Below are 23,423 nucleotides of genomic sequence, written 5' to 3' on the forward strand. Positions count from 1 at the left end.
GGATGAACAGATATTTTATATACCTTGCATACGATGGCACAAACTATCACGGGTGGCAGATTCAGCCTAATGGAGACAGTGTTCAGGAGACACTGAACAGAGCTTTGCGTACTTTTCTCCGTAATGAGTCTATTGAGGTAGTTGGGGCAGGTCGTACTGATGCCGGTGTTCATGCCAGGCTCATGGTGGCACATTTCGATATTGAGCGCGAACTGGATTGTGATGCTGTTACGGACAAACTAAACCGATTGCTTCCTCAGGATATATCGGTATATTGCGTGAAACGTGTAAAAGAAGATGCTCATGCGCGTTTTGATGCAACCTACCGTACATATAAATATTATATAACAACCCGTAAAGACCCGTTTACCCGACATTATTCATGGAGATTATTCCAGAAATTGGATATTGATAAGATGAATGAGGCTGCTGCCACACTCTTTGAATATACCGACTTCACAAGTTTCAGCAAGCTTCATACTGATGTAAAGACCAACAACTGCAAGATAATGCATGCGGAATGGACACGGTGTGGCGAAGACGAATGTGTGTTTACCATTCAGGCAGACAGATTTTTGCGTAACATGGTGCGTGCCGTAGTCGGTACACTTGTCGAAGTGGGACGTGGCAAGCTTTCAGTTGATGGTTTCAGAAAAGTTATTGAAGATAAGAACCGTTGCAGTGCAGGTACATCTGTTCCTGGCAATGCTTTGTTTTTGACAGACATAGGTTATCCGGACGATTTGTTTCTATAGAAGATTAAACTCAAAAACTCAAGAACTTAAAAACTTAATATATGTGGTTATTATTAGCATTTTGCTCGGCAGCTTTGTTGGGCTTTTATGATGTATTCAAGAAAAAATCGTTGGCAAACAATGCGGTACTTCCCGTGCTTGGACTGAACACATTGTTTTCAAGTCTTATTTTTATACCGTTTATACTGATTTCGCATTTCGGACCGGATTTACTTGACGGTTCCCTGTTTTATGTTCCTGATGCGGGATGGGAAGTTCACAAGTTCATCATACTTAAGTCGTTTATCGTGCTTGGCTCGTGGGTATTCGGTTATTTTGGAATGAAGCATTTGCCTCTTACCATAGTGGGACCAATCAATGCCACACGTCCGGTGATGACACTTGTAGGAGCACTTCTTATATTTGGCGAACGACTGAATGTTTATCAGTGGATTGGAGTTCTTCTTGCTATAATTTCATTTTTCTTGCTTAGCCGTTCAGGGAAAAAGGAAGGTATAGATTTCAAGCATGACCGTTGGGTATGGTTTGTTGTGCTTGCGGCTGTTCTTGGAGCAATAAGTGGTTTGTATGACAAGTATCTCATGGGCCAGTTCAACAATATGGTTGTACAGGCATGGTATAATATCTACCAGTTATTCCTCATGGGAGGTGTAATACTTTTCCTTTGGTGGCCAAGGCGAAAGCATGGTACTCCCTTCCGATGGGACTGGTGCATAATTCTGATTTCAATATTCCTTTCTGCAGCCGATTTCGTATATTTCTACGCATTGTCTATGGAAGATTCCATGATTTCCATTGTTTCTATGGTTAGACGAAGCAGCGTTGTAGTTTCGTTCCTGTTTGGCGCAATGGTGTTCCGCGAAAAGAATTTGAAGAGTAAAGCCGTAGATTTGCTTCTGGTATTGATAAGTATGCTGTTCCTGTATCTGGGAAATGTGTTGGGATAGTAATTAGATTTTGAAATATGGAAAATGTTTGGCGCCTGTTTAAATGGTATTTAAATACTGTTTAAACAGGCGCTAAATTTGTATTTATGATATTGTCATATCCGGAATCATATTGAGCAGAACTTCATCTACCCCCTTATTCTTTAGAGTTTTTATATCAGACGAGAATATCTCGTAGAAAGAAGTTTTCTTGTCTTGCAGCTCAATTGCTTTTTTATAGAATGAAATAGCGCTTTTTATATCGTTGTTCACCAGATATACATGCCCTGTATTCATCCAGTCTTCTGCAATTGCGTCATTCTTATCTAATATTTTGTTGTACATCTCAATTGCTTTATCATATCTGTCCATCATGAAATAACACCATGCGATTGCCCTTTGTGCCGATGTCTTTCCTTTTGTCATGTATTCCACCTTGAACATATATCTCAGGGCTTCATCGTATATACCTTCTGTTATGAGGGCTTGCCCAATTTGTGTGCAAATGTTCAAGTCATCCGGATTGATTTGTTCGGCTTCTTTCAGATATTCATAAGCAAGGTCATAGCGGTTTTTCTTTTTATAACAGAGCGCTATATTTTTCAGAGTCCATGTGTCGCCAGGAGATAGAATGTCTGCTTTTTTTAGTGAATCCAGAGCTTTGTCGTAATCTTTGTTCAGAACATGTACATATCCAATTTTCTGGAAAGCCTCGTAGTCGTCAGGGTTATCATCAATGATATCCATATATGAGAACATTGCGTCATTGACGTGTCCTTTAGCGAAAAGATAGTCAGCCAATTGTTTCAGTTTTCCGCTGTCCTGTATCATATTTCGTATGATTGTACTTTGCCACAAAGCTATTCCTTGACTGAATATATCTATTTTGTCATAATAATTGTTTCTCCATAACTTACAGAAACGGTATAAGTCCTGTATGAAATGTCTGCTTTCGGTCTGCCGTTTTTTCTTTTCACTGTTTGTTCCTTCTGATTCTTCGTTCATTTTGTTTTGAGCTGTCAGCCCTGAATTCATGGCATCTAATGGTAGATTAGGCATGGATTTGAATGTCAGACATAGAGAGAATCTGTCGGAATTGCACATGTCGGTTGCTTTCTGCAGAGTTTCAATGAAAGGCGCATAGTTATTCTTTTTGTCTGTCATCATTTCGTATATGTCAGGTACCTCAGAACTGAATATATAGAACCAGTGCGACGGCTCATAGAAGAACGGATAGTTTTTCAGATTTGAAAAAGTACACATGTTTGTGTCTGCTCCTTCCTGTCGTAGCATGTCAAGTTCTTTAATCTGATCCTTGATTTTTTCTATGCTTTCCCTCCATTCCGGATTTCCTTCTATTAGTTCTTCGATATTTATATCAGACATTTCATTAATAGGCGATGTTAACTCTGTCGATTGCATTATCGAAGGTATTATCTCGTCTCTCATTTTCTTGTCGATATTTTCAGTTTCAAGCGATAAAATCACTTGTATAATTACTGTATATAAATCATCCAGAAAATAAGGATTTTCTTTCAACAGATTAATCTCATCTGTAAGGTTCGGATATGCGAATTTAATCATTTCGTCCTGTAAGTATATAGCTATCAGGATTCCGACCAAAGCACGTTGTGTAACAACGCAGCTTTTGCCTTTCAGATATGTGTGTAAAAGCAAACGGAATTTATAGACGTCGAGTATGTGTATGAGGCTCAAACACAATGCTGATGTAAACAAAGCCTTTTCATTGTCGGATATTTTATCCGATTCTATTATTGATAATGCTCCGGTATAGTCTTCCTCGTTCCATATAACAGGTGTCCATGTCTTGTTGAACAACTCCTCAAGAATAAATTGGAGTCTTTTGTTCTGACTCTCAATCAATTCTGTCCTGTGTGGCTCGTCATACATGTCGGAAATATTGAGTTCTTTATGTAACTCTTCAATTTTTGTACATATCTCATAGTATCCCGACTGCTGGCTGTTTCTTGTGTTTCTATATGTTTGCGAAACGTATGAGTTACCATTTTCCAACAACAGCTGTATTTTAATCTTTTCGTTAAGAACGAACGCTTTTTTTAGTAAGTTGTTGTACATTTCGTTTCTTTCAGGATCGTTCATACCTTGAGTCGCATATTGCATCATGAAACCGTATGTGGTTTTCAGACTTTCAATATCCGATTTCATTTGCCAGTTGTCTGTGGGAGAAGCATATTCGGAAAGTTTTTCCAGAGCTTCTTTTAATTTGTGTGTATGAAGCAATTCTTTTATCTCTTTATACATATTATTTCAATCTTAATACTATTGCTGCAAAAATAATAACTTTTTTGTAATTTTGCACGAACTATTTTATATGAGTTATTTAGTTTTTAGTTAGTTGATGTTAGCTTAAAAACTCATGAACTCAAAAACTTATAAACTTAAAATGACTATTTCAGAATTGCAAAACGTGTATGCTGCTCATCCCAATACAAGATGTTTGGAATTGATTCTTAAAGATAGCGGCATAAAGACTATTTATTTAGGCGGTGTACATGCTTCGTGTGTATCGTTTTTCTTTTCGGCATTCATAAAGAAAACTCCATCTGTATATTTGTTTGTACTTAACGACAGTGAGGAGGCAGGATATTTCTATCACGATATGGTTCAGGCCAATGGTGATACGGATATTCTGTTTTTCCCTTCCTCGTACAGACGTGCCATCAAGTACGGACAGAAGGATGCGGCAAACGAAATTCTGCGTACAGAGGTACTCAGCAGACTTGAAAAGAAGGATAATGTGGCTGTGGTGACATATCCTGAAGCTTTGGCGGAAAAGGTGGTGTCGAAAAACATACTTTCGGACAAGACTATATCACTGAAAGTGGGACAGAATATTGAGACTGACGCAATAGCCGCACAATTGGTTTCGCTTGGTTTCGACCATGTGGACTATGTTTACGAACCGGGGCAGTTTGCCATTCGTGGAAGTATTCTCGATGTGTTTTCGTTTGCGTCGGAATATCCTTTCCGTATAGACTTTTTCGGTGACGAAATAGACAGTATGCGAACATTCGAAGTTGAAACGCAATTGTCGAAGGAGAAAAAGACAGCTTTGAATATAGTTCCCGAACTCACGGGAGTGACAGCCGGTTCTGTTACATTCCTCGATTTCCTTCCTTCGGACGCACTTTTGTGTGTGAAAGACCTGCTGTGGGTAAGGGAACGGATACAGAGCATCCATGACGAGGTGCTCTCACCTCAGGCTGTTACTGCCATAGAGGGGGAAGAAAATGTACTTCCTGATATTCAGAAAACAATAATTACCGGTACTGATTTTACAGATAAGGCTTTAAATTTCAGAAGAATTGATTTTGGCTCAAAACCAATCGGAACACCTCAGTCGAAGCTTAATTTCGAGACTTCTGTGCAGCCTATTTTTCATAAGAATTTTGATTTGGTATCGTCGTCACTCAAAGATTTCATACAAAGAGGATATAAGATTTTTATATGTTCCGACAGTTCTAAACAGACTGACCGACTGAAGGATATTTTCGCCGAAAGGGAAGACGATATAAAGTTTGAACCTGTTGACCGTACTTTGCATGAAGGTTTTATCGACCATACAATGCATCTTTGTATATTTACCGACCATCAGATATTTGACCGTTTCCACAAATACAATCTCCGCAGCGACAAGGCACGCAGCGGAAAAGTTGCGCTTTCGCTTAAGGAACTTAATCAGTTTGAACCTGGAGACTATGTAGTTCATATAGACCATGGTATAGGTCGTTTTGCCGGACTGGTACGCATACCTAACGGGAATACCACTCAGGAAGTAATCAAACTGATTTATCAGAATGACGATGTGGTGTTCGTGTCAATCCATTCGCTTCATAAGATTTCCAAATATAAGGGCAAGGAAGGCGAACCGCCAAGAATCAGCAAATTGGGAACAGGCGCGTGGGAGAAAATAAAGGAGCGCACCAAGACCAAGATAAAGGATATAGCGCGCGACCTTATAAAGCTTTATTCGCAGCGCAAACAGGAGAAAGGTTTCAAATATAGTCCTGACAGTTTTCTCCAGCATGAACTTGAGGCATCGTTCCTTTATGAAGATACTCCGGACCAGTCGAAAGCCACTCAGGAGGTGAAGGCCGACATGGAGAGCGACCGTCCTATGGACCGCTTGGTTTGTGGTGACGTGGGTTTCGGTAAAACTGAAGTTGCCGTAAGAGCTGCATTCAAGGCTGTGGCCGACAATAAGCAGGTGGCAGTACTTGTCCCAACAACAGTTCTTGCATACCAGCATTTCCAGACTTTCAAAAAACGACTTGAGGGATTGCCTTGCAAGGTGGAATATCTTAGTCGTGCACGTACGGCCAAGGATACCAGTAGAATTTTGAAAGAGCTTGCCGACGGTCAGATAAATATCCTTATAGGAACTCACAAGATAATAGGCAAGAGTGTCAAGTTCAAGGATTTGGGCTTGCTTATCATAGACGAGGAACAGAAGTTCGGGGTAAGTGTGAAAGAAAAACTCCGTCAGATAAAGGTGAATGTTGATACACTTACTATGACGGCCACACCTATTCCGCGAACACTTCAGTTCTCGCTTATGGGCGCAAGAGACCTTTCCGTTATACAGACACCGCCGCCAAACAGATATCCTATACAGACCGAGGTACATACTTTCAACGAGGAGATAATAACTGAGGCTATAAATTTCGAGATGAGCCGTAACGGTCAGGTGTTCTTTGTGAACAATCGCATACAGAACCTTGTTGAGCTGAAGGCTCTGATAGAAAGAAACATACCGGATTGCCGTGTATGTATAGGTCACGGGCAGATGCAGCCGGAGGAACTTGAAAAGATTATCTTCGATTTTGTAAATTATGATTACGATGTACTTCTGGCAACAACCATAATCGAAAGTGGTATAGACATTCCGAATGCCAATACCATAATAATAAACCAGGCGCAGAATTTTGGTTTGAGCGACCTGCATCAGATGCGCGGACGTGTTGGACGAGGAAACAAGAAAGCCTTCTGCTATCTGCTTGCACCTCCATTGAGTTCGCTCACGCCTGAGGCGCGCCGTCGTTTGCAGGCTATTGAGAATTTCAGCGATTTGGGTAGTGGTATCCATATAGCCATGCAGGATCTTGATATCCGTGGTGCAGGAAATATGCTTGGAGCCGAACAGAGCGGATTTATTGCAGACCTTGGTTATGAGACTTATCAGAAGATTTTGGCAGAAGCTGTTACCGAACTTAAAAACGATGAGTTCTCCGAACTTTATGCCGATGAGGTGAAAGCAGGTGAGGAAGTTTTGAGCGGTGAAGGATTTGTTGATGAATGTACAGTAGAAAGCGACCTTGAACTGTTGTTCCCTAATGAATATATCCCAAGCAGCAGCGAAAGGATGTTGCTCTACCGTGAGCTTGACAAGCTGGAACTCGACAAGGATGTAGAAGATTTCAAAGCGCGTCTGATAGACCGTTTCGGAGCAATTCCGCCTGAAGGGGAAGAGCTGATACGGATAGTTCCGTTGAGGCGCATTGCCAAGCGTCTTGGTATAGAGAAGATATTCCTGAAATCAGGACGTATGACACTCTTCTTTGTAAGCAATCCTGACAGTCCGTATTATCAGAGTGAGGCTTTCGGCAAGATGATAGGCTATATGTCGCGCTATCCGCGTCAATGTAATCTCAGGGAACAGAACGGAAAACGCAGCATGATTATCAAGGATATAAAAGATGTTCAGTCGGCTGTAAGGGAATTGCAGGAGATAACGAGCATACAGGCCGGATAAGATAATTAGACAATGGAAATTTATAAGGATTGAAAATCTTTGTTGAAACTAAATAATATAGAACTGAAATATAATATTTGAATAATGAGAAAGAATATTCTAATGCTGATACTTGGTGCGGGAGCTTTGACAGCTCAGGCTGCAAGTATTAATCCTCTATGGATGCGTGATGTACGCATATCACCCGATGGTAAGTCAGTGGTTTTCTGCTATAAGGGAGATATGTATAAGGTTAGTTCCGATGGTGGACAGGCTGTTCAGCTTACCACCCAGGAGTCGTATGAATCAGACCCGGTATGGTCGCCCGACGGTAAGCAAATAGCTTTTGCAAGCGACCGTTATGGTAATCAGGATGTGTTCATTATGTCGGCTGATGGTGGTCCGGCACGCAGACTTACCCTTAATTCTGCGTCAGAGATACCTACAGCTTTCAGTCCCGATGGCAAGTTCGTTTATTTTTCTGCCTCTATTCAGGACCCTGCACAGAGTGCTCTTTTCCCTACTTTGGCTATGACAGAACTTTATAAAGTTCCAGCAGAAGGAGGAAAAACTTTACAGGTTCTTGCCACTCCTGCCGAAATGGTTGAGTTTAATAATGAAGGCGATTTGTTCCTTTATCAGGACTGTAAGGGGTATGAAGATGAGTGGAGAAAGCATCATACTTCTTCCGTAACACGTGATGTCTGGTTATATGATACAAAAAGCGGAAAGCATACCAATCTTACAGAGCGTGCAGGTGAAGACAGAAATCCTGTATTCTCGGATGATGAGAAGACCGTATTTTTCCTCAGTGAAAGAAACGGAGGAACTTTTAATGTCTATTCTTTCCCACTGTCGGCCCCAAAGAATGTTAGTCAGATTTCCGATTTTAAGGTTCATCCCGTTAGATTCCTTTCGGTTGGTGACGGAAATAAATTGTGCTACTCTTATAATGGTGAGATTTATACTCAGAACCTTGGAGAAAAGCCTAAAAAACTGAATGTTACTCTTGTGAGGGATGATGAGGATATGCCTGAAAATATGAGCTTCACACGTGGTGCAAGTGAGGCGGTAGTATCTCCAGACGGTAAACAGGTGGCATTTATTGTGCGTGGCGAGGTTTTTGTGACTTCTGTAGAATACAATACCACCAAGCAGATAACTAATACTCCGGAAGCGGAGAAAGGTGTTTCTTTCGGAGCAGACAACCGTACCTTGGTTTATGCAAGCGAAAGAGGTGGCAACTGGGGACTATATCTGGCTAAGATAGCCCGTAAAGATGACCCTAATTTCCCTAACGCTACACTTATAGAGGAAGAAGCTTTGCTGCCTTCAACATCTGTGGAACGTGGATATCCTAAGTTCTCTCCAGACGGTAAGGAAGTGGCTTTCATTGAAGACAGGAACAAACTTATGGTGGTGAACCTCGAATCGAAGAAAGTAAGACAGATTACCGATGGTTCTACATGGTATAATACTTACGGAGGATTTGAGTATTCATGGAGTCCTGACGGAAAGTGGTTCACTCTTGAATTTATAGGTCACAAACACGATCCTTACACTGATATAGGTATTGTTAAGGCCGACGGAAAAGGAGATATTGTGAATATTACTGGAAGCGGTTACACAAGCGGTTCTCCTCGCTGGGTTATGGATGGTAATGCTCTTCTTTTCACTACCGAAAGATACGGTATGCGCAATCATGCTTCATGGGGCTCGCTGGATGATGTGATGATAGTTTTCATGAATCAGGACTCATACGATAAATTCTGTCTTAGCAAGGAGGATTATGAAATAGAGAAGGCTCTGAAGGAAGAACAGGAGAAGGCTTCCAAGAAGGAAAATAACTCTAAGGGCGACAAGAGTTCAAAGAAAGACGATAAAAAATCAAAGAAGGGTGATGATGCCGACAAGAAGGACGAAGAATCAGTAAAACCTGTTGAAGTTGAAATAGAAGGCATAGAAGACCGCATTGTCCGTCTTACTCCTAACTCATCAAGCATAGCTTCCGCTATTATTTCAGAGGATGGAGAGAAGCTTTACTATCTGTCTTCATTCGAGGGTGGATATGATATGTGGAAGTTGGACCTGAGAAAAAAAGAGACTAAGCTCCTTCATAAGATGGATGCCGGATGGGGAGATATGCAGACCGATAAGGAAGGTAAGGCTGTGTTTATTCTTGGCGGAAGCAATATGCAGAAAATGGATGCTTCGTCCGAGTCTCTGAAGCCTATAACATATAAGGCTGAAATGAAAATGGATCTTGCCGCAGAACGTGAGTATATGTTCAATCATGTATATAAACAGGAGAAGAAACGTTTCTATGAGGTTAATATGCATGGAGTGGACTGGGAAGGACTTACCGAGGCTTATCGCCGTTTCTTGCCTCATATCTCAAATAATTATGACTTTGCCGAGATGCTCAGTGAGTGGCTTGGCGAGCTTAATGTTTCGCATACCGGTGCAAGCTACCGTCCGTCTTCAAAGACTGAGGCTACAGCAAATCTAGGATTACTGTACGACTGGGAATACTCCGGTAAGGGACTTCGTATTTCTGAAGTTGTGGCCAAAGGTCCGTTCGACAGAAAGAATTCCAAAGTTGAGGCCGGAAATATAATCGAAAAGATTGACGGCAGTGTTATAGATAAGGATACAGACTATACTACTCTGCTTAACGGAAAGGCTGGAAAGAAGGTGCTTGTATCTGTTTATAATCCAGAATCCGGTAAAAGATGGGATGAAGTGGTTAAGCCGGTTACAAGTGCTGCCATGAGTTCACTTCTGTATAAACGTTGGGTTAAGCAGCGCGCCGACGAGGTAGAGAAACTTTCCGGTGGACGTTTGGGATATGTTCATATCCAGTCTATGGACGACGGAAGTTTCCGTACAGTATATTCCGATATCTTAGGTAAGTACAATAATTGTGAAGGAATTGTCATCGATACACGCTTCAATGGTGGAGGCCGCCTGCATGAGGATATCGAGGTGCTGTTTAGTGGCAAGAAATACTTCACACAGGTGATAAGAGGACGTGAAGCCTGTGATATGCCAAGCCGCAGATGGAACAAGCCTTCTATTATGCTTCAGTGTGAAGCCAATTACTCTAATGCTCATGGAACTCCTTGGGTATACAAGCATAGAGGTATTGGCAAACTGGTGGGTGCTCCTGTTCCCGGAACTATGACAAGTGTCAATTGGGAGCGTCTTCAGGACCCTACACTGGTATTCGGTATTCCTGTGGTAGGTTATCGTTTGCCTGACGGAAGCTATCTGGAAAATACACAGCTTGAACCGGATATCTATATTCTGAACTCTCCTGAAACTATTGTTAAAGGTGAGGATACTCAGCTGAAGGCTGCTGTAGAGGAATTGCTGAAAGAAATTGATTCGGCCAAGTAAGGCTTAAAAATACTTAAAAAAAACGTGGGCAAATTTTAGGTAAAACGTGGGCAAGTTTGACTTAAAATTTGCCCACGTTTTTTTTCTGATGTTTTGTCAAGATTGATATTTAGCTTGCTTTTTCCCGATTTTTCTATTACGTAAATTATTATAACCAGAAAAATATATCGTCTGTGTCATAATTATTACACCATTTTTCCATAAAAAATGTTTTATTTGCAAAAAAGTATAATTTATGACACTATCTAAACGACAAAAGATTTTTATATCTGTTGTATCAGGAATAATTGTAGGAGGAGGATTGTTTTTTCTCTACTTGCTGAGGGCACATACATATCTCACGGATGAGCCTTCTGCTTGTGTGAACTGCCATATCATGTCGCCTTATTATGCCACATGGATGCACAGCTCCCATTCAAGGGATGCCACATGTAATGACTGTCATGTACCGCATGAGAATTTCGTCAGGAAATGGACTTTCAAGGGTATGGACGGAATGAAACATGTTGCGGCTTTTCTGACAAGTTCCGAACCTCAGGTCATACAGGCGCAATCTGCCAGTTCTCAGGTCATTATGAATAACTGCATCCGGTGTCATGAGCAATTGAATACCGAGTTTGTCAAGACCGGGCGTATAGACTATATGATGTCCGAGGTAGGGAAGGGGAAAGCCTGCTGGGATTGTCACAGGGATGTTCCGCATGGAGGAAAGAACAGCCTTTCGTCCACTCCTGACGCGGTGGTTCCATTACCGGATTCTCCATTGCCGGAATGGCTTAGGAAAATGAAAAGGTAAAATAATTAAATATAGAGTATATGATGAATAATTTTAAATCTTGGCATGGATGGTTGTTGTTTGTTGTATCAATGGCCGTAGTATTTTGTTTGGGACTGGCTGTGTCGGCCTTGTCTGAACGTAGAGCTGAAGTGGTAAGCATATTCAACAACAGGAAGAATCCGATGAAAGGAATTGTTCCTCAGAATGAGAAGTTCCAGAGTGATTTCCCTCGTGAGTATCAGACGTGGACTGAAACCGCCTACACAGATTTCCAGAGCGAGTTCAACGGAAACATCCAGGTTGATGTACTCGAGCAGCGTCCCGAAATGGTAATTCTATGGGCCGGCTATGCTTTCTCAAAAGATTATGCTACACCACGAGGACACATGCATGCCATAGAGGATATCCGTGCAACTTTACGTACAGGAGCCCCTCAGACTGCAAACGACGGACCACAACCTTCGACCTGTTGGACTTGTAAGAGTCCGGACGTTCCACGTATGATGCAGGAAATAGGAGTTGATTCATTCTATAACAACAAGTGGGCAGCTTTCGGTTCTGAGATTGTAAACCCTATAGGATGTTCGGATTGTCATGATTCCGAGACAATGGACCTCCATATAAGTCGTCCGGCGCTGATTGAGGCTTTCGCACGTCAGGGAAAAGACATAACTAAGGCTACACCTCAGGACATGCGTTCGCTGGTATGTGCGCAGTGTCATGTGGAATACTACTTTAAGGGTGACGGAAAATATCTGACTTTCCCGTGGGATAAAGGTATGACTGTTGAGGCTATGGAGCAGTATTACGATGAAAACAATTTCTCTGATTATACTCACGCATTGAGCCGTGCTCCGATTATCAAGGCGCAGCATCCTGATTATGAAATCTCGCAATTGGGTATTCACGGTCAGCGTGGAGTATCGTGTGCCGACTGCCACATGCCATATAAGAGTGAAGGCGGTATGAAGTTCAGCGATCACCATATCCAGAGTCCGCTTGCCATGATAGACCGTACATGTCAGGTCTGCCATCGTGAAAGCGAAGAGACTTTGCGAAACAATGTTTACGAACGTCAGCGTAAGGCTAACGAAATAAGAAACCGTCTGGAAAAAGAACTTGCATCGGCACATATCGAGGCCAAGTTCGCATGGGATAAGGGCGCTACTGAAACTGAGATGAAACCTGTATTGAAGCTTCTTCGCGAAGCGCAGTGGAGATGGGACTTTGGAGTGGCTTCACACGGAGCCGCATTCCATGCGCCTCAGGAAATCCAGAGAATCCTTTCGCATGGACTTGACAGAGCTTTGCAGGCACGACTCTCTATATCTAAGGTCCTTGCAAAGCATGGATATACTGATGATGTTCCTATGCCGGATATCTCTACCAAGGATAAGGCTCAGAAATATATAGGACTGGATATTCCTGCCGAAAAAGCGGCTAAAGAACGATTTATGAACACTACAGTTCCGGGCTGGCTGAAAGAGGCTAAGGCTAACGGACGTATCATTTGATACCATGTGGAAAAATACTTGGGGAGTTAAAGAAGGGATAATGACCTGTGGCGGACTTATCGTCATAGGTCTTATCCTTCATTTGTTTACGGGAGGAATAAACTGGGACAGTTTTGCCTGGCCTCTAAATATCTGTGTCTTGGCAATATACGTCGTTGCGATAATCGTATTGTATATTCTAAGGAAAAAGGTGTATTTCGTGCGTTGGGCAATGTCCTACAAAGCGGCAGTCCCATCGTTGGTAGCCGTAGTGTTCCTGACCTTCCTTATGGGAATGATAAGGCAGGTGCCGTCTTCGGTACAGTCGGAAGATGTATTCATCTTGAACCGCATGCTTTCATTCTGGCCTTTTATTCTTGTCTATCTTTGGATGACTACTATCGTAGGACTGGTTTCTATAAGGAGTCTGTTTCATTTTCGCATCAGAAGAATACCGTTTCTGCTGAATCATCTTGGCCTGTTCATAGCCTTGGTTTCTGCTACTTTGGGAAGTGCCGATATGAAGAGACTTACGATGAACACCCGTATAGGTCAGGCGGAATGGCGTGCCACTGATGCTGATGGAAATGTGTACGAACTGCCGCTTGCCGTAGAACTGAAAGACTTCAGTATTGATGAATATCCTCCCAAGCTTATGCTGATAGATAATGCTACAGGCAAGGCTCTGCCCTATGGTACGCCGGAACATATCTTGTTGGAGGAAGGGGTAAAATCAGGAATGTTGTCAGGATGGAATATTGAGATATCGGACAGAATAGAGATGGCGGCTTCTGTATCGGGGAATGACACTGTGAAGTATGTGGAATGGCCTAGCACCGGAGCAACTTATGCCGTAAATGTTAGAGCTGTATCGCCTGACGGCAAACAGTCTGTCAGCGGATGGGTAAGTTGCGGAAGTTTCTTTTTCCCTTATCAGGCATTGCGTCTTGACAATGATTGCAGCCTTGTCATGCCCGACAGGGAGCCTCGCCGTTATTCATCCGACGTAGTGATTTATACTGAGAGCGGCAAAACGCAGGAAGAGACCATAGAGGTGAACAGACCTGCCGAGATAGAAGGTTGGAAGATATATCAGCTTAGCTATGACGAAAGTAAAGGACGCTGGAGCGATATAAGTGTTTTTGAACTGGTTTCAGACCCGTGGTTGCCTGCTGTATATGTCGGAATTATAATGATAATGCTGGGAGCTGTATGTATGTTCGTTACGGCACAAAAGAATAACAATTAGCAAACAAACGATTATGATGAATTGGGATTGGTTTATATATTTTGCCGTTTTGTCTGTGGTATTGTGGACTGCAGGTTCTTGGAATGCCTTTAAAGGGTCACAGTCGAAGGCATGTGTTTTCACTATTGCCGGACTCCTTGTGTTCGGTACCTTCATAGGTCTGTTGTGGGCATCATTGGAACGTCCTCCACTGCGCACTATGGGAGAGACTCGCCTCTGGTACTCTTTCTTTTTGCCATTGGCCGGACTGATAACCTATGTCAGATGGAAATACAAATGGATTCTGTGTTTCAGTACCATACTGTCGGTGGTATTCATTTGCGTCAACCTGCTTAAGCCTGAGATTCACAATAAGGCGTTAATGCCGGCATTGCAGAGTCCGTGGTTTGCTCCTCATGTCATTATCTATATGTTCGCATACGCTATGCTGGGAGCCTCTGCCATAATGGGAATTTATCTTCTGTGGATAAAGAAGACCGGGTGCGATGTTAAGGAGATGGCTTTATGTGATAACATGGTGTATGTAGGTCTGTCATTCATGACTTTGGGAATGCTGACCGGTGCCTTGTGGGCTAAAGAGGCATGGGGACACTACTGGTCGTGGGACCCTAAAGAAACATGGGCTGCCGTAACATGGTTTTCATATCTTACCTATATTCACATGAGGTTAGGAATACAAGGCAGAGAAAAGTCATCCTTGTATATATTGCTTTTGTCGTTTATATTTCTACAGATGTGCTGGTGGGGTATTAACTATTTGCCTTCGGCACAAGGAAGCAGTATCCATACTTATAATATGAACTGATTAAAACCTTGAAATTTATGGGAAAAATAAGTTTACATTTTTTGATTCCATTCCTTCTTATGGGGAATGCATCATTGTCTTATGCTCAAGATGACAAAAAAGCGGATGACAGTTTCTGGGTGTCAGCCCAGATTCGTACAAGGGGAGAATACCGTAATGGTGCATTGTATCCCCGGGATAAAGGAGAGTCTCCGGCCGGATTCGTAAACGAGCGTGCCAGACTTACATTCGGTTATGAACGTCAGAAACTGGCTTTAAGGTTTTCTGCACAGCATCTAGGTGTATGGGGACAGGATGCCCTTATTGATAAAAACGGGCGTTTCATATTGAATGAGGCATGGGCATCTTTCAATATGAATGACTATTGGTTTGTGCAGCTGGGTAGGCAGGCGTTGGTGTACGATGATGAACGAATTCTCGGAAGCCTTGACTGGAATGTTGCCGGACGTTATCATGACGCGTTGAAGATAGGATATAAGAACAATGGCCATCAGCTTCATGGAATATTTGCTTTCAATCAGAATGACGAGAACGTAATAGGAGGAACATTCTATGACAGCAGTAAAACCAAACTCTACAAGAATATGCAGACGTTGTGGTATCATTATGATTGCGTATCAACACCTCTGCAGGTTTCATTGCTTGCGATGAACATTGGTCAGGAAGGTGGAGATGCCGCGACAAGGAAGGCTGATACCAAATACATGCAGACTTTCGGTACTTATATCAAATATATGCCGGACTCATGGAACATCTCAGGATCGTTCTATTATCAGACCGGTAAAAATGCGGCTTCACGCACAGTTTCCGCATATATGGGAAATATAGACCTCTCATATAGTATAAACAGATTATGGTCTGTGGGTATAGGTACAGACTATTTGAGCGGAAGCAACGATGCAGACGGAAAATATAAGGCGTTCAATCCTCTATATGGCACACATCATAAGTTTTACGGAGGAATGGATTATTTCTATGCCACAGATTTTGCGGCTGGTTATAATCCGGGCCTTTCGGATACTCATGTGGGAGTTGACTTCAAGGTATCAAATGCTGTATCTATGGGGCTGAACTATCATTATTTTGCTACAGCAGTCAAGCTGGACAACCTGAAACGTACACTTGGTTCTGAAGTTGATTATCAACTTAACTGGAAGATAATGAAAGATGTCAGTATGACGGTAGGTTATTCCGTTATGTTCGGAACATCAACAATGGATGCGGTGAAAGGTGGAAACCACAAAAGCTGGCAAGACTGGGGATGGGTATCCCTGAATATTAATCCAAGAATATTTATAAAATAATTTATACATAATACAAAAAGGCCATTCTTCTAATGAATGGTCTTTTGTATTTTATAAAGTTATGTTCTTTATAGCTTTCAAGTTCAATTCAATATAATTGCTGTCTTTTCTGGTAATAATACCTTCTTTCTCCATTTTGTTGAATTCAGTCGAAAGGGCAGGACGAGAAACATTGATGTATTCTGCCAGCTGGGTTATAGTATGAGGTAGTCTTATCGTAGAAGACCCTTTATCAAGCCTTTTCATTAAATAAACGAGTATTCTTTCACGGATTGTTTTTCTTGACAATACATCCAGCCTCATAGTGGTACATACATTGCAGTTCCCCGAAACACAGAGGAAATTCTTTAGGATATCAGGGTATTTGCTTATCAGTTCGAACGTAGAATCTTTTGTAGCTGTCAGCAAGACTGATTTTTCAAGAGTCTTGAACGTGGCAGGCAGACGGTTGTCCTTTTTGAAAAGATGAGGGGTGGCAAAAGCTCTTGGAGCTTCAATATACTCTATAAGCACTTCATTTGCATTGGCATCTATGATATTTACCTCCAGTTTGCCCTCCAGCAATATGTATAAATTACAGCATACGTTTCCCTGTTCAAGTACAACAGTATTTTCATTAATCTCGTAAAGCTTGATGTCCAGTCTCTTTGGAATCTCGTTTTTTATATTGACAGGCAGATTGTCGAACAAAGGTATGGATAATAGCTTTTCCTTATAATAATTATCGAAAGTAATAGTCTTCATCATAGCTTTACTGTTTTAAATGCAAAAGTATCAGTTTAATCTTTAATCATCAAATTTATTCTGGTATTAATGATTTTATTTTCTGATAATTATGCGTGTACGTCATATATCTTACACGGCAAGTGATATTATGATTGTATTTTTGTCAAACCTAATACAGAAATTTATAACAGATAGAATATGAGAAAAACAAGTCGTGAGATGGACAGCAAATGGGCCCTTGAGATAATGCGCAAGGCTCCTTATATAACTGTCAGTTTTACTAGGGCAGACGGTACTGCATACGGCGTGCCGCTTTCGCTGGCAAGTAAAGATGATAATGTATGGTATTTTCACTGTGCACAGGAGGGTGACAAGCTTGATGCCATAGCCGTAAATCCGGAAGTATGCCTTTCTGCTGTAACCAAATGCCAGCCTACTGTAGGTCCGAAGGATGGAACCTTCACACTGCAGTATCGTTCGGCCATAGCATTCGGCAAGGCGGAACTGGTGACAGATACGGATGAAAAGATACTGGCGCTTAGACTGATAAGCGAACGTTTCCTGCCAAAACACATGGATGCTTTCGATGAGGCTATCCGGAGAAGCATTCACCGTACGGCGGTAGTCAGGATAACCTTGTCGGCTCCTCCTACGGGCAAGCGCAAGCAGTATGATAAGAATGGAGATGAAATGAAGTATGGCAGAATGGAATGACGGAGGGATTTACTATGAAATTGTTTGATGTATATTCTGTGTTCCCTATTAATATAATAAGGGGCAAAGGTTGTTATGTATATGATGATTGCGGAAATTCGTATCTTGATTTTTATGGCGGACATGCTGTAATATCAATCGGACATTCACATCCGTATCTGATAAAATGTATGTATGAGCAGATGCAGAATCTGATGTTCTATTCTAACTCTGTGATTAATAAACTCCAGGAAAAACTTGCGTATGAATTAGGGAAAATATCCGGTTATCCGGATTACAGTGCGTTCTTTGTCAATTCTGGAGCAGAAGCCAATGAGAATGCCCTTAAACTGGCATCGTTTCATACCGGAAAGAAAAAGGTTATAGCTTTCAAGAGTTCTTTCCATGGCCGTACGTCTGCTGCAGTGGAAGTGACAGACAATCCGCTGATAACCGCACCTATTAATTCCAATGACAATGTCTATTTTGCAGATATGGATATTGCCGAGGTGGAGGACGTGCTGCGTAAAGGTGATGTATGTGCTGTAATAATAGAAGGTATATCGGGAGTGGGAGGAATAAAGGTGCCTGATGATGAATTTCTCAAGACTTTACGAGCTTTGACTCAAAAATATAATGCTGTACTTATTCTGGATGAGATACAATCCGGCTACGGACGTACAGGAAAGTTCTTTGCCCATCAGTGGAGCGGCATAAAGCCCGACATCATTACTGTGGCAAAAGGCATAGCCAATGGTTTCCCGTTCTCAGGAGTATTGATAAGTGATGCTTTCAATCCGCGCAAGGGAATGCTTGGAACCACATTTGGCGGAAACCATCTGGGGTGTGCGGCGGCATTGTCGGTTATTCAGGTAATGAAAGATGAGCATCTTATAGAGAATGCCAATGAAGTAGGTTCTTATTTTATCAGTAAATTGCGTCCCTTGAATTCTCCGTTAATTAAGGAGGTTAGAGGACGCGGGCTTATGATAGGTGTTGAGTTTACAGTTTCAGTATCTGATATCCGCAATTCTTTGCTTTATGATTATCATATATTTACCGGATATTCAGGAAAAAATGTTCTGAGGATATTGCCGCCATTGTGTATCTCAAAATCGGAGGTGGATTGTTTTATAGATAAGTTTAACAAGTGTTTGCGTAAGATGGAATGCGGAAATGATTGAATTAAGAGCTGTTTAAATACTGTTTAAACGGTATTTAAATAGTATTTAAATAGTTCTTAAACTTGGCTTTTAGTTTTCTTTTCATTTTGGTTACAAACGTATGACATCATTTGTTTCCGGTTAAGTTTATTATTACCTTATGGTATTTATAATTTGTCAATTACTTTATTTTTGCGGATAAATATTGATAAGTTATAAACATTAAAATGTAGCTGTAACAAATGAGAACTATTCGTTTTATTTCGCTTTTTCTTTTTCTGATATTCAATTTTATCAATGTATTAACTTTAGACGCTGAAGAGATACGGTTTATATATTGTTCAGACCTTCATTATGGAATAAAGAGAAATTTTAGAGGAAAGGAGTGTGAGACATATAAGGTGGTGGACGAGATGCTGAAATCGTTTACGTTGCTTTATTCTTCACCACTGCCGTCGGACGGAGGAGCCGGAGCAGGAACTGTATTCGGGGAGCCGGATTTCCTTATTTGTACGGGGGATATTTCAAACAGAATGCAGAAAGGAGCATGGACAGCATCTGAATCGTGGAATCAATTTAAAAAGGACTGGATAGATGCTTTGGATTATCCTGTTTATGTTGTTCCCGGAAATCATGACATATCAAATGCTATAGGATACCCGAAGAGACTTTCACCTGAGCGTGATGATGCGAGTGCGGTAGGTATATTCAATCATAATATGCCGATGTACGGACATAGTGAGATTGAAGATTTTAATTATCCGGAAAACTCAGTACGATATTCCTTTGTCAGAGATAGTCTCAGATTTATGTTCATCGGTATGTGGCCCGACGGCAATATGCGTATGTGGATGGACAGTGTCATGACAGAAGATCCTGTTTCGCCAGTTATAATATTCACTCATGATCCTGTTGAGGCTGATGCAAAACATTATACCAATCCTAACTATCCTTATAATATAAATGCGGTTGACAAGTTTGAAAATCTGTTGAGTGATACCTGTTCTGTTGATAATATTAACAAATTGCCTGAGGGTAATTGGAGTCGTTTTGAACGTTTCGTAAAGTCACATCCACAGATAAAGGCATATTTTCACGGTGACTGCAATTATAATGAATTCTATGAATGGAAGGGTGTCAATGGTACTGTTTCTCTTCCTGTATTCAGAGTGGATTCGCCGATGAAAGGGGAGTATTCTTCCAGGAATGAAAACCTGTTGTCTTATCAGGTTGTATGTATTGATACTGATAATAAGATTATTACTGTGAGAGAATGTTTGTGGAATAAGGATGGCCTTACTTCTATAACATGGGGAGAAGTGAAAACTATAAGTTATAAATAGTTTTTACTGTAATGTTTTTGCAATATTTTTGTTTTGAATTCTTAAAATCTGCGAAATGAATATGTAACCGCTTATTGAGACCTTTGCACCAGAAAAAGTTTTTTTTAATAAAGGTATGAAAAAGGTTTTTAAAAGTGTTGCATGCGTCTTGGCTGCAACAGCACTTAGTGCAAATGTTTTCGCTGCAGACGACACAGAGCTTGCAGAAATGGGTATTGTAAGAGGACGTGTGGTAGATACTGAGAATCACACACTGCCGGGAGCTTCTATATTTATAGAAGATTTACACACCGGTGTAGTCAGTGATATAGACGGCTTCTATATTCTCCCTAATCTTAAACCGGGTGAATATAAGGTTAAAGTGACATACGTAGGTTATAGTCCTTTTGAAATGAAAATCAAAATCTCAGGCGGTAAAACTGTTGAGAAAAATATTGTACTTAATGAAGGTGTTGAATTGCAGGAAGTAATCGTTGGTGGTGCTTTTCAGGGACAGCGTCGTGCATTAAACTCACAGAAAAACGAAATGGGTATTGTGAATGTGGTTTCTGCCGACCAGGTCGGTAAGTTCCCTGACTCAAACATCGGTGACGCTTTGAAGCGTATCAGTGGTATCAATGTTCAGTATGACCAGGGTGAAGCTCGCTTCGGACAGGTGCGCGGTACTTCGGCTGATTTAAGTTCTGTAACTATCAATGGTAACAGGATTCCTTCGGCAGAGGGTGATATCCGTAACGTACAGCTCGACCTTATTCCTTCGGATATGGTCCAGACTATTGAAGTAAACAAGGTGGTTACTGCAGACATGGATGGAGATGCCATCGGTGGCTCTATCAATCTTGTCACAAAGAGTACTCCGTTCAAGCGTGTTATCAATGCAACTCTTGGTAGCGGTTATAATGTAGTGAGCCAGAAAGCACAGGTCAATGCCGGCTTTACTTACGGTGACCGTTTCTTCAACGACAAGCTCGGTATGATGGTTGCTCTTTCATATCAGAATGCTCCTATAGGTTCGGACGATGTGGAGTTTGAATATGACAGGGATGAAGATACGGGAGAAGTTTTCATTACAGACGCAGAAACCCGTCAGTATTATGTGACACGCCAGCGTCAGAGTTATTCGTTGTCTTTGGATTATGATATAAATCCTAATCACAAGCTTACATTCAAGGGTATCTATAACCGTCGTCACGACTGGGAAAACCGTTACCGTATCTCATATAAAGATCTTGATGCTGCGGCAGACGGTGAAGCCAAAGTGGAAATTCAGACCAAAGGAGGTTCTTCTGACAACAGAAATGCCCGTCTTGAACTGCAGCAGACAATGGACTTGGCTTTGGGAGGTGAACACCTGTTCGGTAAATTGAAAATGGACTGGGGTGCGTCTTACTCTCGTGCAAGCGAAGACCGTCCTGAAGAAAGATATTTCACTCTTAAACAGAAAGATATAGCTCTTGATGTTGTTGATGCAGGTCAGCGCTTCCCTTATATCTCAACTAAGGTTAATCCTAATACAGGAGACTGGGGATTGGACGAACTGACAAATTCAAATCAGGAAATATATGAAACAGACGCTAAGTTCAAATTGAATTTTGAATTGCCTTTGGCTTTAGGCTATTATAGCAACAGACTGAAATTCGGTGCAAAGCATGTCAGCAAGAACAAACATAAGGATATTGTAGTTTACGACTACTGTGACGCATACGAAGAAAAATTCGGAACCGAATATATGAGTCATCTTAGCTCGCAGGTGCGTGATGGATATATGCCGGGATCACAGTATCAGTCAACAGATTTCGTTACAAAAGAATATCTTGGAAACATGAATTTCTCTGATATGGAGGGAGAACGTGTTCTGGAAGAATCGTCAGGAAACTTCGACGCGACAGAAAGAGTGACTTCAGGCTACTTGCGTTTTGACCAGAATTTCGGAAAACGTCATCAGTTGGTGCTTGGTGCACGTCTGGAAGCAACAAATCTTACTTATAGTGGTTTCAACTGGAACGTAGATGCGGATGAGAACGAAACTTTGGATCCGACTGGAGAACGTAAGAACAATTATATAAATATACTTCCAAGCGTCCTTTATAAGTTTAATGTAAACGATGATTTCAAAGTACGTGCTTCGTTTACTGAAACTCTTGCAAGACCTAAGTATTCAGCACTTGTACCAAGTACGAATATAAATCTTGCAGAAACAGAAATCTATATAGGTAATCCTGATTTGACTCCAACTCTATCTTACAACTTCGATTTGAGTGCCGACTATTATTTCAAAAGCATAGGACTTGTTTCCGGAGGTATTTTCTATAAGAGAATAGACGATTTTATAGTTGACCAGCGTACAAGCGGTGAGTTTGCCGGATATCCGGGAGTTGATTTCAAGGAGATAAAGAAATCGGTAAATGCCGGTGATGCGGACCTTCTCGGTGTAGAAGTCGGTTTCCAGCGTGACTTTGGTTTCATAGCTCCGGCATTGAAGTGCATCGGTTTCTATGGTAACTATACATATACATATACCAATGTGAAGAACTTCAATTTCGAAGGACGTGAGAATGAAAAGGATTTGAGACTTCCGGGATCTCCTGAGCATACCGCAAATGCTTCTCTTTATTTCGAAAAGAAAGGATTTAACGTAAGATTGTCTTATAACTATGCTTCGGATTTCATCGATGAAATGGGCGAACATGCAGACCTTGACAGATATTATGATTCTGTAAACTATATGGATGTGAACGCAAGTTATACATTCGGCAAGAACGTGAAATGTACTGTTTATGCAGAAGCTACAAACCTTCTTAACCAGCCGTTACGCTATTATCAGGGTACAAAAGAACGTACTATGCAGGCTGAGTTTTATGGAGTCAGAGCTAATGCAGGTGTGAAAATCAGTTTCTGATAAATAGGTGTTAGTATAAATATATTTGAAAAAGATTCTGATTTGTCTGTTATATAAAGATAATTCAGAATCTTTTCAGCTTTGTGCCATTACTTTGCACAAGTAAATTAAATCAAT

Annotated in this window: 15 protein-coding genes; 13 read left to right on the forward strand and 2 right to left on the reverse strand. The window is 41.3% G+C overall.

From position 1 onward, the window contains the following. The first annotated feature begins 2 nt into the window (after positions 1-2). Positions 3-755: a tRNA pseudouridine(38-40) synthase TruA gene (gene truA, locus H6A27_RS09785; protein WP_204401054.1), complete on the forward strand. Its 753-nt coding sequence runs from the start codon at positions 3-5 to the stop codon at positions 753-755. A gap of 41 nt (positions 756-796) precedes the next feature. Next, positions 797-1,702, forward strand: coding sequence for a DMT family transporter (locus H6A27_RS09790; protein ID WP_204508548.1), 906 nt, complete (start codon positions 797-799; stop codon positions 1,700-1,702). An 84-nt stretch (positions 1,703-1,786) separates the two neighbouring features. Here the strand turns inward: H6A27_RS09790 and H6A27_RS09795 are convergent, their stop codons facing one another. Beyond that, complete coding sequence (locus H6A27_RS09795; protein ID WP_204508549.1) at positions 1,787-3,964, reverse strand: tetratricopeptide repeat protein; 2,178 nt, start codon at positions 3,962-3,964, stop codon at positions 1,787-1,789. 142 nt (positions 3,965-4,106) lie between these two features. Between H6A27_RS09795 and mfd the strand changes: the two genes are divergently transcribed. From mfd to H6A27_RS09830, 7 genes are all read left to right on the forward strand, one after another. After that, a complete protein-coding gene (mfd, locus tag H6A27_RS09800; protein WP_204508550.1) occupies positions 4,107-7,475 on the forward strand; it encodes a transcription-repair coupling factor in 3,369 nt (1,122 codons plus the stop codon). 84 nt (positions 7,476-7,559) lie between these two features. Beyond that, positions 7,560-10,853, forward strand: a complete 3,294-nt coding sequence (locus H6A27_RS09805) for a S41 family peptidase (RefSeq protein WP_204508551.1) — start codon at positions 7,560-7,562, stop codon at positions 10,851-10,853. A 235-nt stretch (positions 10,854-11,088) separates the two neighbouring features. After that, entirely contained in the window at positions 11,089-11,649 is a 561-nt protein-coding gene (gene nrfH, locus H6A27_RS09810) for a cytochrome c nitrite reductase small subunit (protein ID WP_204508552.1), read from the forward strand. Positions 11,650-11,669: 20 nt separating this feature from the next. Next, on the forward strand, positions 11,670-13,145 hold the full coding sequence (nrfA, locus tag H6A27_RS09815; protein ID WP_204508553.1) for an ammonia-forming cytochrome c nitrite reductase: 1,476 nt from the start codon (positions 11,670-11,672) through the stop codon (positions 13,143-13,145). Positions 13,146-13,149: 4 nt separating this feature from the next. Further along, positions 13,150-14,373, forward strand: coding sequence for a cytochrome c biogenesis ResB family protein (locus tag H6A27_RS09820; RefSeq protein WP_204508554.1), 1,224 nt, complete (start codon positions 13,150-13,152; stop codon positions 14,371-14,373). A 16-nt stretch (positions 14,374-14,389) separates the two neighbouring features. Next, positions 14,390-15,178: a cytochrome c biogenesis protein gene (locus H6A27_RS09825; RefSeq protein ID WP_204508567.1), complete on the forward strand. Its 789-nt coding sequence runs from the start codon at positions 14,390-14,392 to the stop codon at positions 15,176-15,178. Positions 15,179-15,195: 17 nt separating this feature from the next. Then, positions 15,196-16,482: an alginate export family protein gene (locus tag H6A27_RS09830; RefSeq protein WP_204508555.1), complete on the forward strand. Its 1,287-nt coding sequence runs from the start codon at positions 15,196-15,198 to the stop codon at positions 16,480-16,482. A gap of 51 nt (positions 16,483-16,533) precedes the next feature. On the opposite strand, the gene H6A27_RS09835 is transcribed toward H6A27_RS09830, so the two are convergent. Beyond that, positions 16,534-17,226 carry a Crp/Fnr family transcriptional regulator gene (locus tag H6A27_RS09835; RefSeq protein ID WP_204508568.1) on the reverse strand — a complete coding sequence of 231 codons (693 nt, stop codon included), beginning with the start codon at positions 17,224-17,226 and terminating at the stop codon, positions 16,534-16,536. Positions 17,227-17,406: 180 nt separating this feature from the next. On the opposite strand from H6A27_RS09835, the gene H6A27_RS09840 reads away from it, so the two are divergent. From H6A27_RS09840 to H6A27_RS09855, 4 genes are all read left to right on the forward strand, one after another. After that, positions 17,407-17,922, forward strand: coding sequence for a pyridoxamine 5'-phosphate oxidase family protein (locus H6A27_RS09840; protein ID WP_204508556.1), 516 nt, complete (start codon positions 17,407-17,409; stop codon positions 17,920-17,922). Positions 17,923-17,936: 14 nt separating this feature from the next. Continuing rightward, a complete protein-coding gene (locus H6A27_RS09845) occupies positions 17,937-19,085 on the forward strand; it encodes an aspartate aminotransferase family protein (RefSeq protein WP_204508557.1) in 1,149 nt (382 codons plus the stop codon). 221 nt (positions 19,086-19,306) lie between these two features. Next, positions 19,307-20,407 carry a metallophosphoesterase family protein gene (locus H6A27_RS09850; protein ID WP_204508558.1) on the forward strand — a complete coding sequence of 367 codons (1,101 nt, stop codon included), beginning with the start codon at positions 19,307-19,309 and terminating at the stop codon, positions 20,405-20,407. 115 nt (positions 20,408-20,522) lie between these two features. Further along, on the forward strand, positions 20,523-23,306 hold the full coding sequence (locus tag H6A27_RS09855; protein ID WP_204508559.1) for a TonB-dependent receptor: 2,784 nt from the start codon (positions 20,523-20,525) through the stop codon (positions 23,304-23,306). Positions 23,307-23,423: the final 117 nt, after the last annotated feature.

It is taken from the genome of Bacteroides caecigallinarum, assembly GCF_016902295.1.
GTDB lineage: Bacteria > Bacteroidota > Bacteroidia > Bacteroidales > Bacteroidaceae > Phocaeicola > Phocaeicola caecigallinarum_A.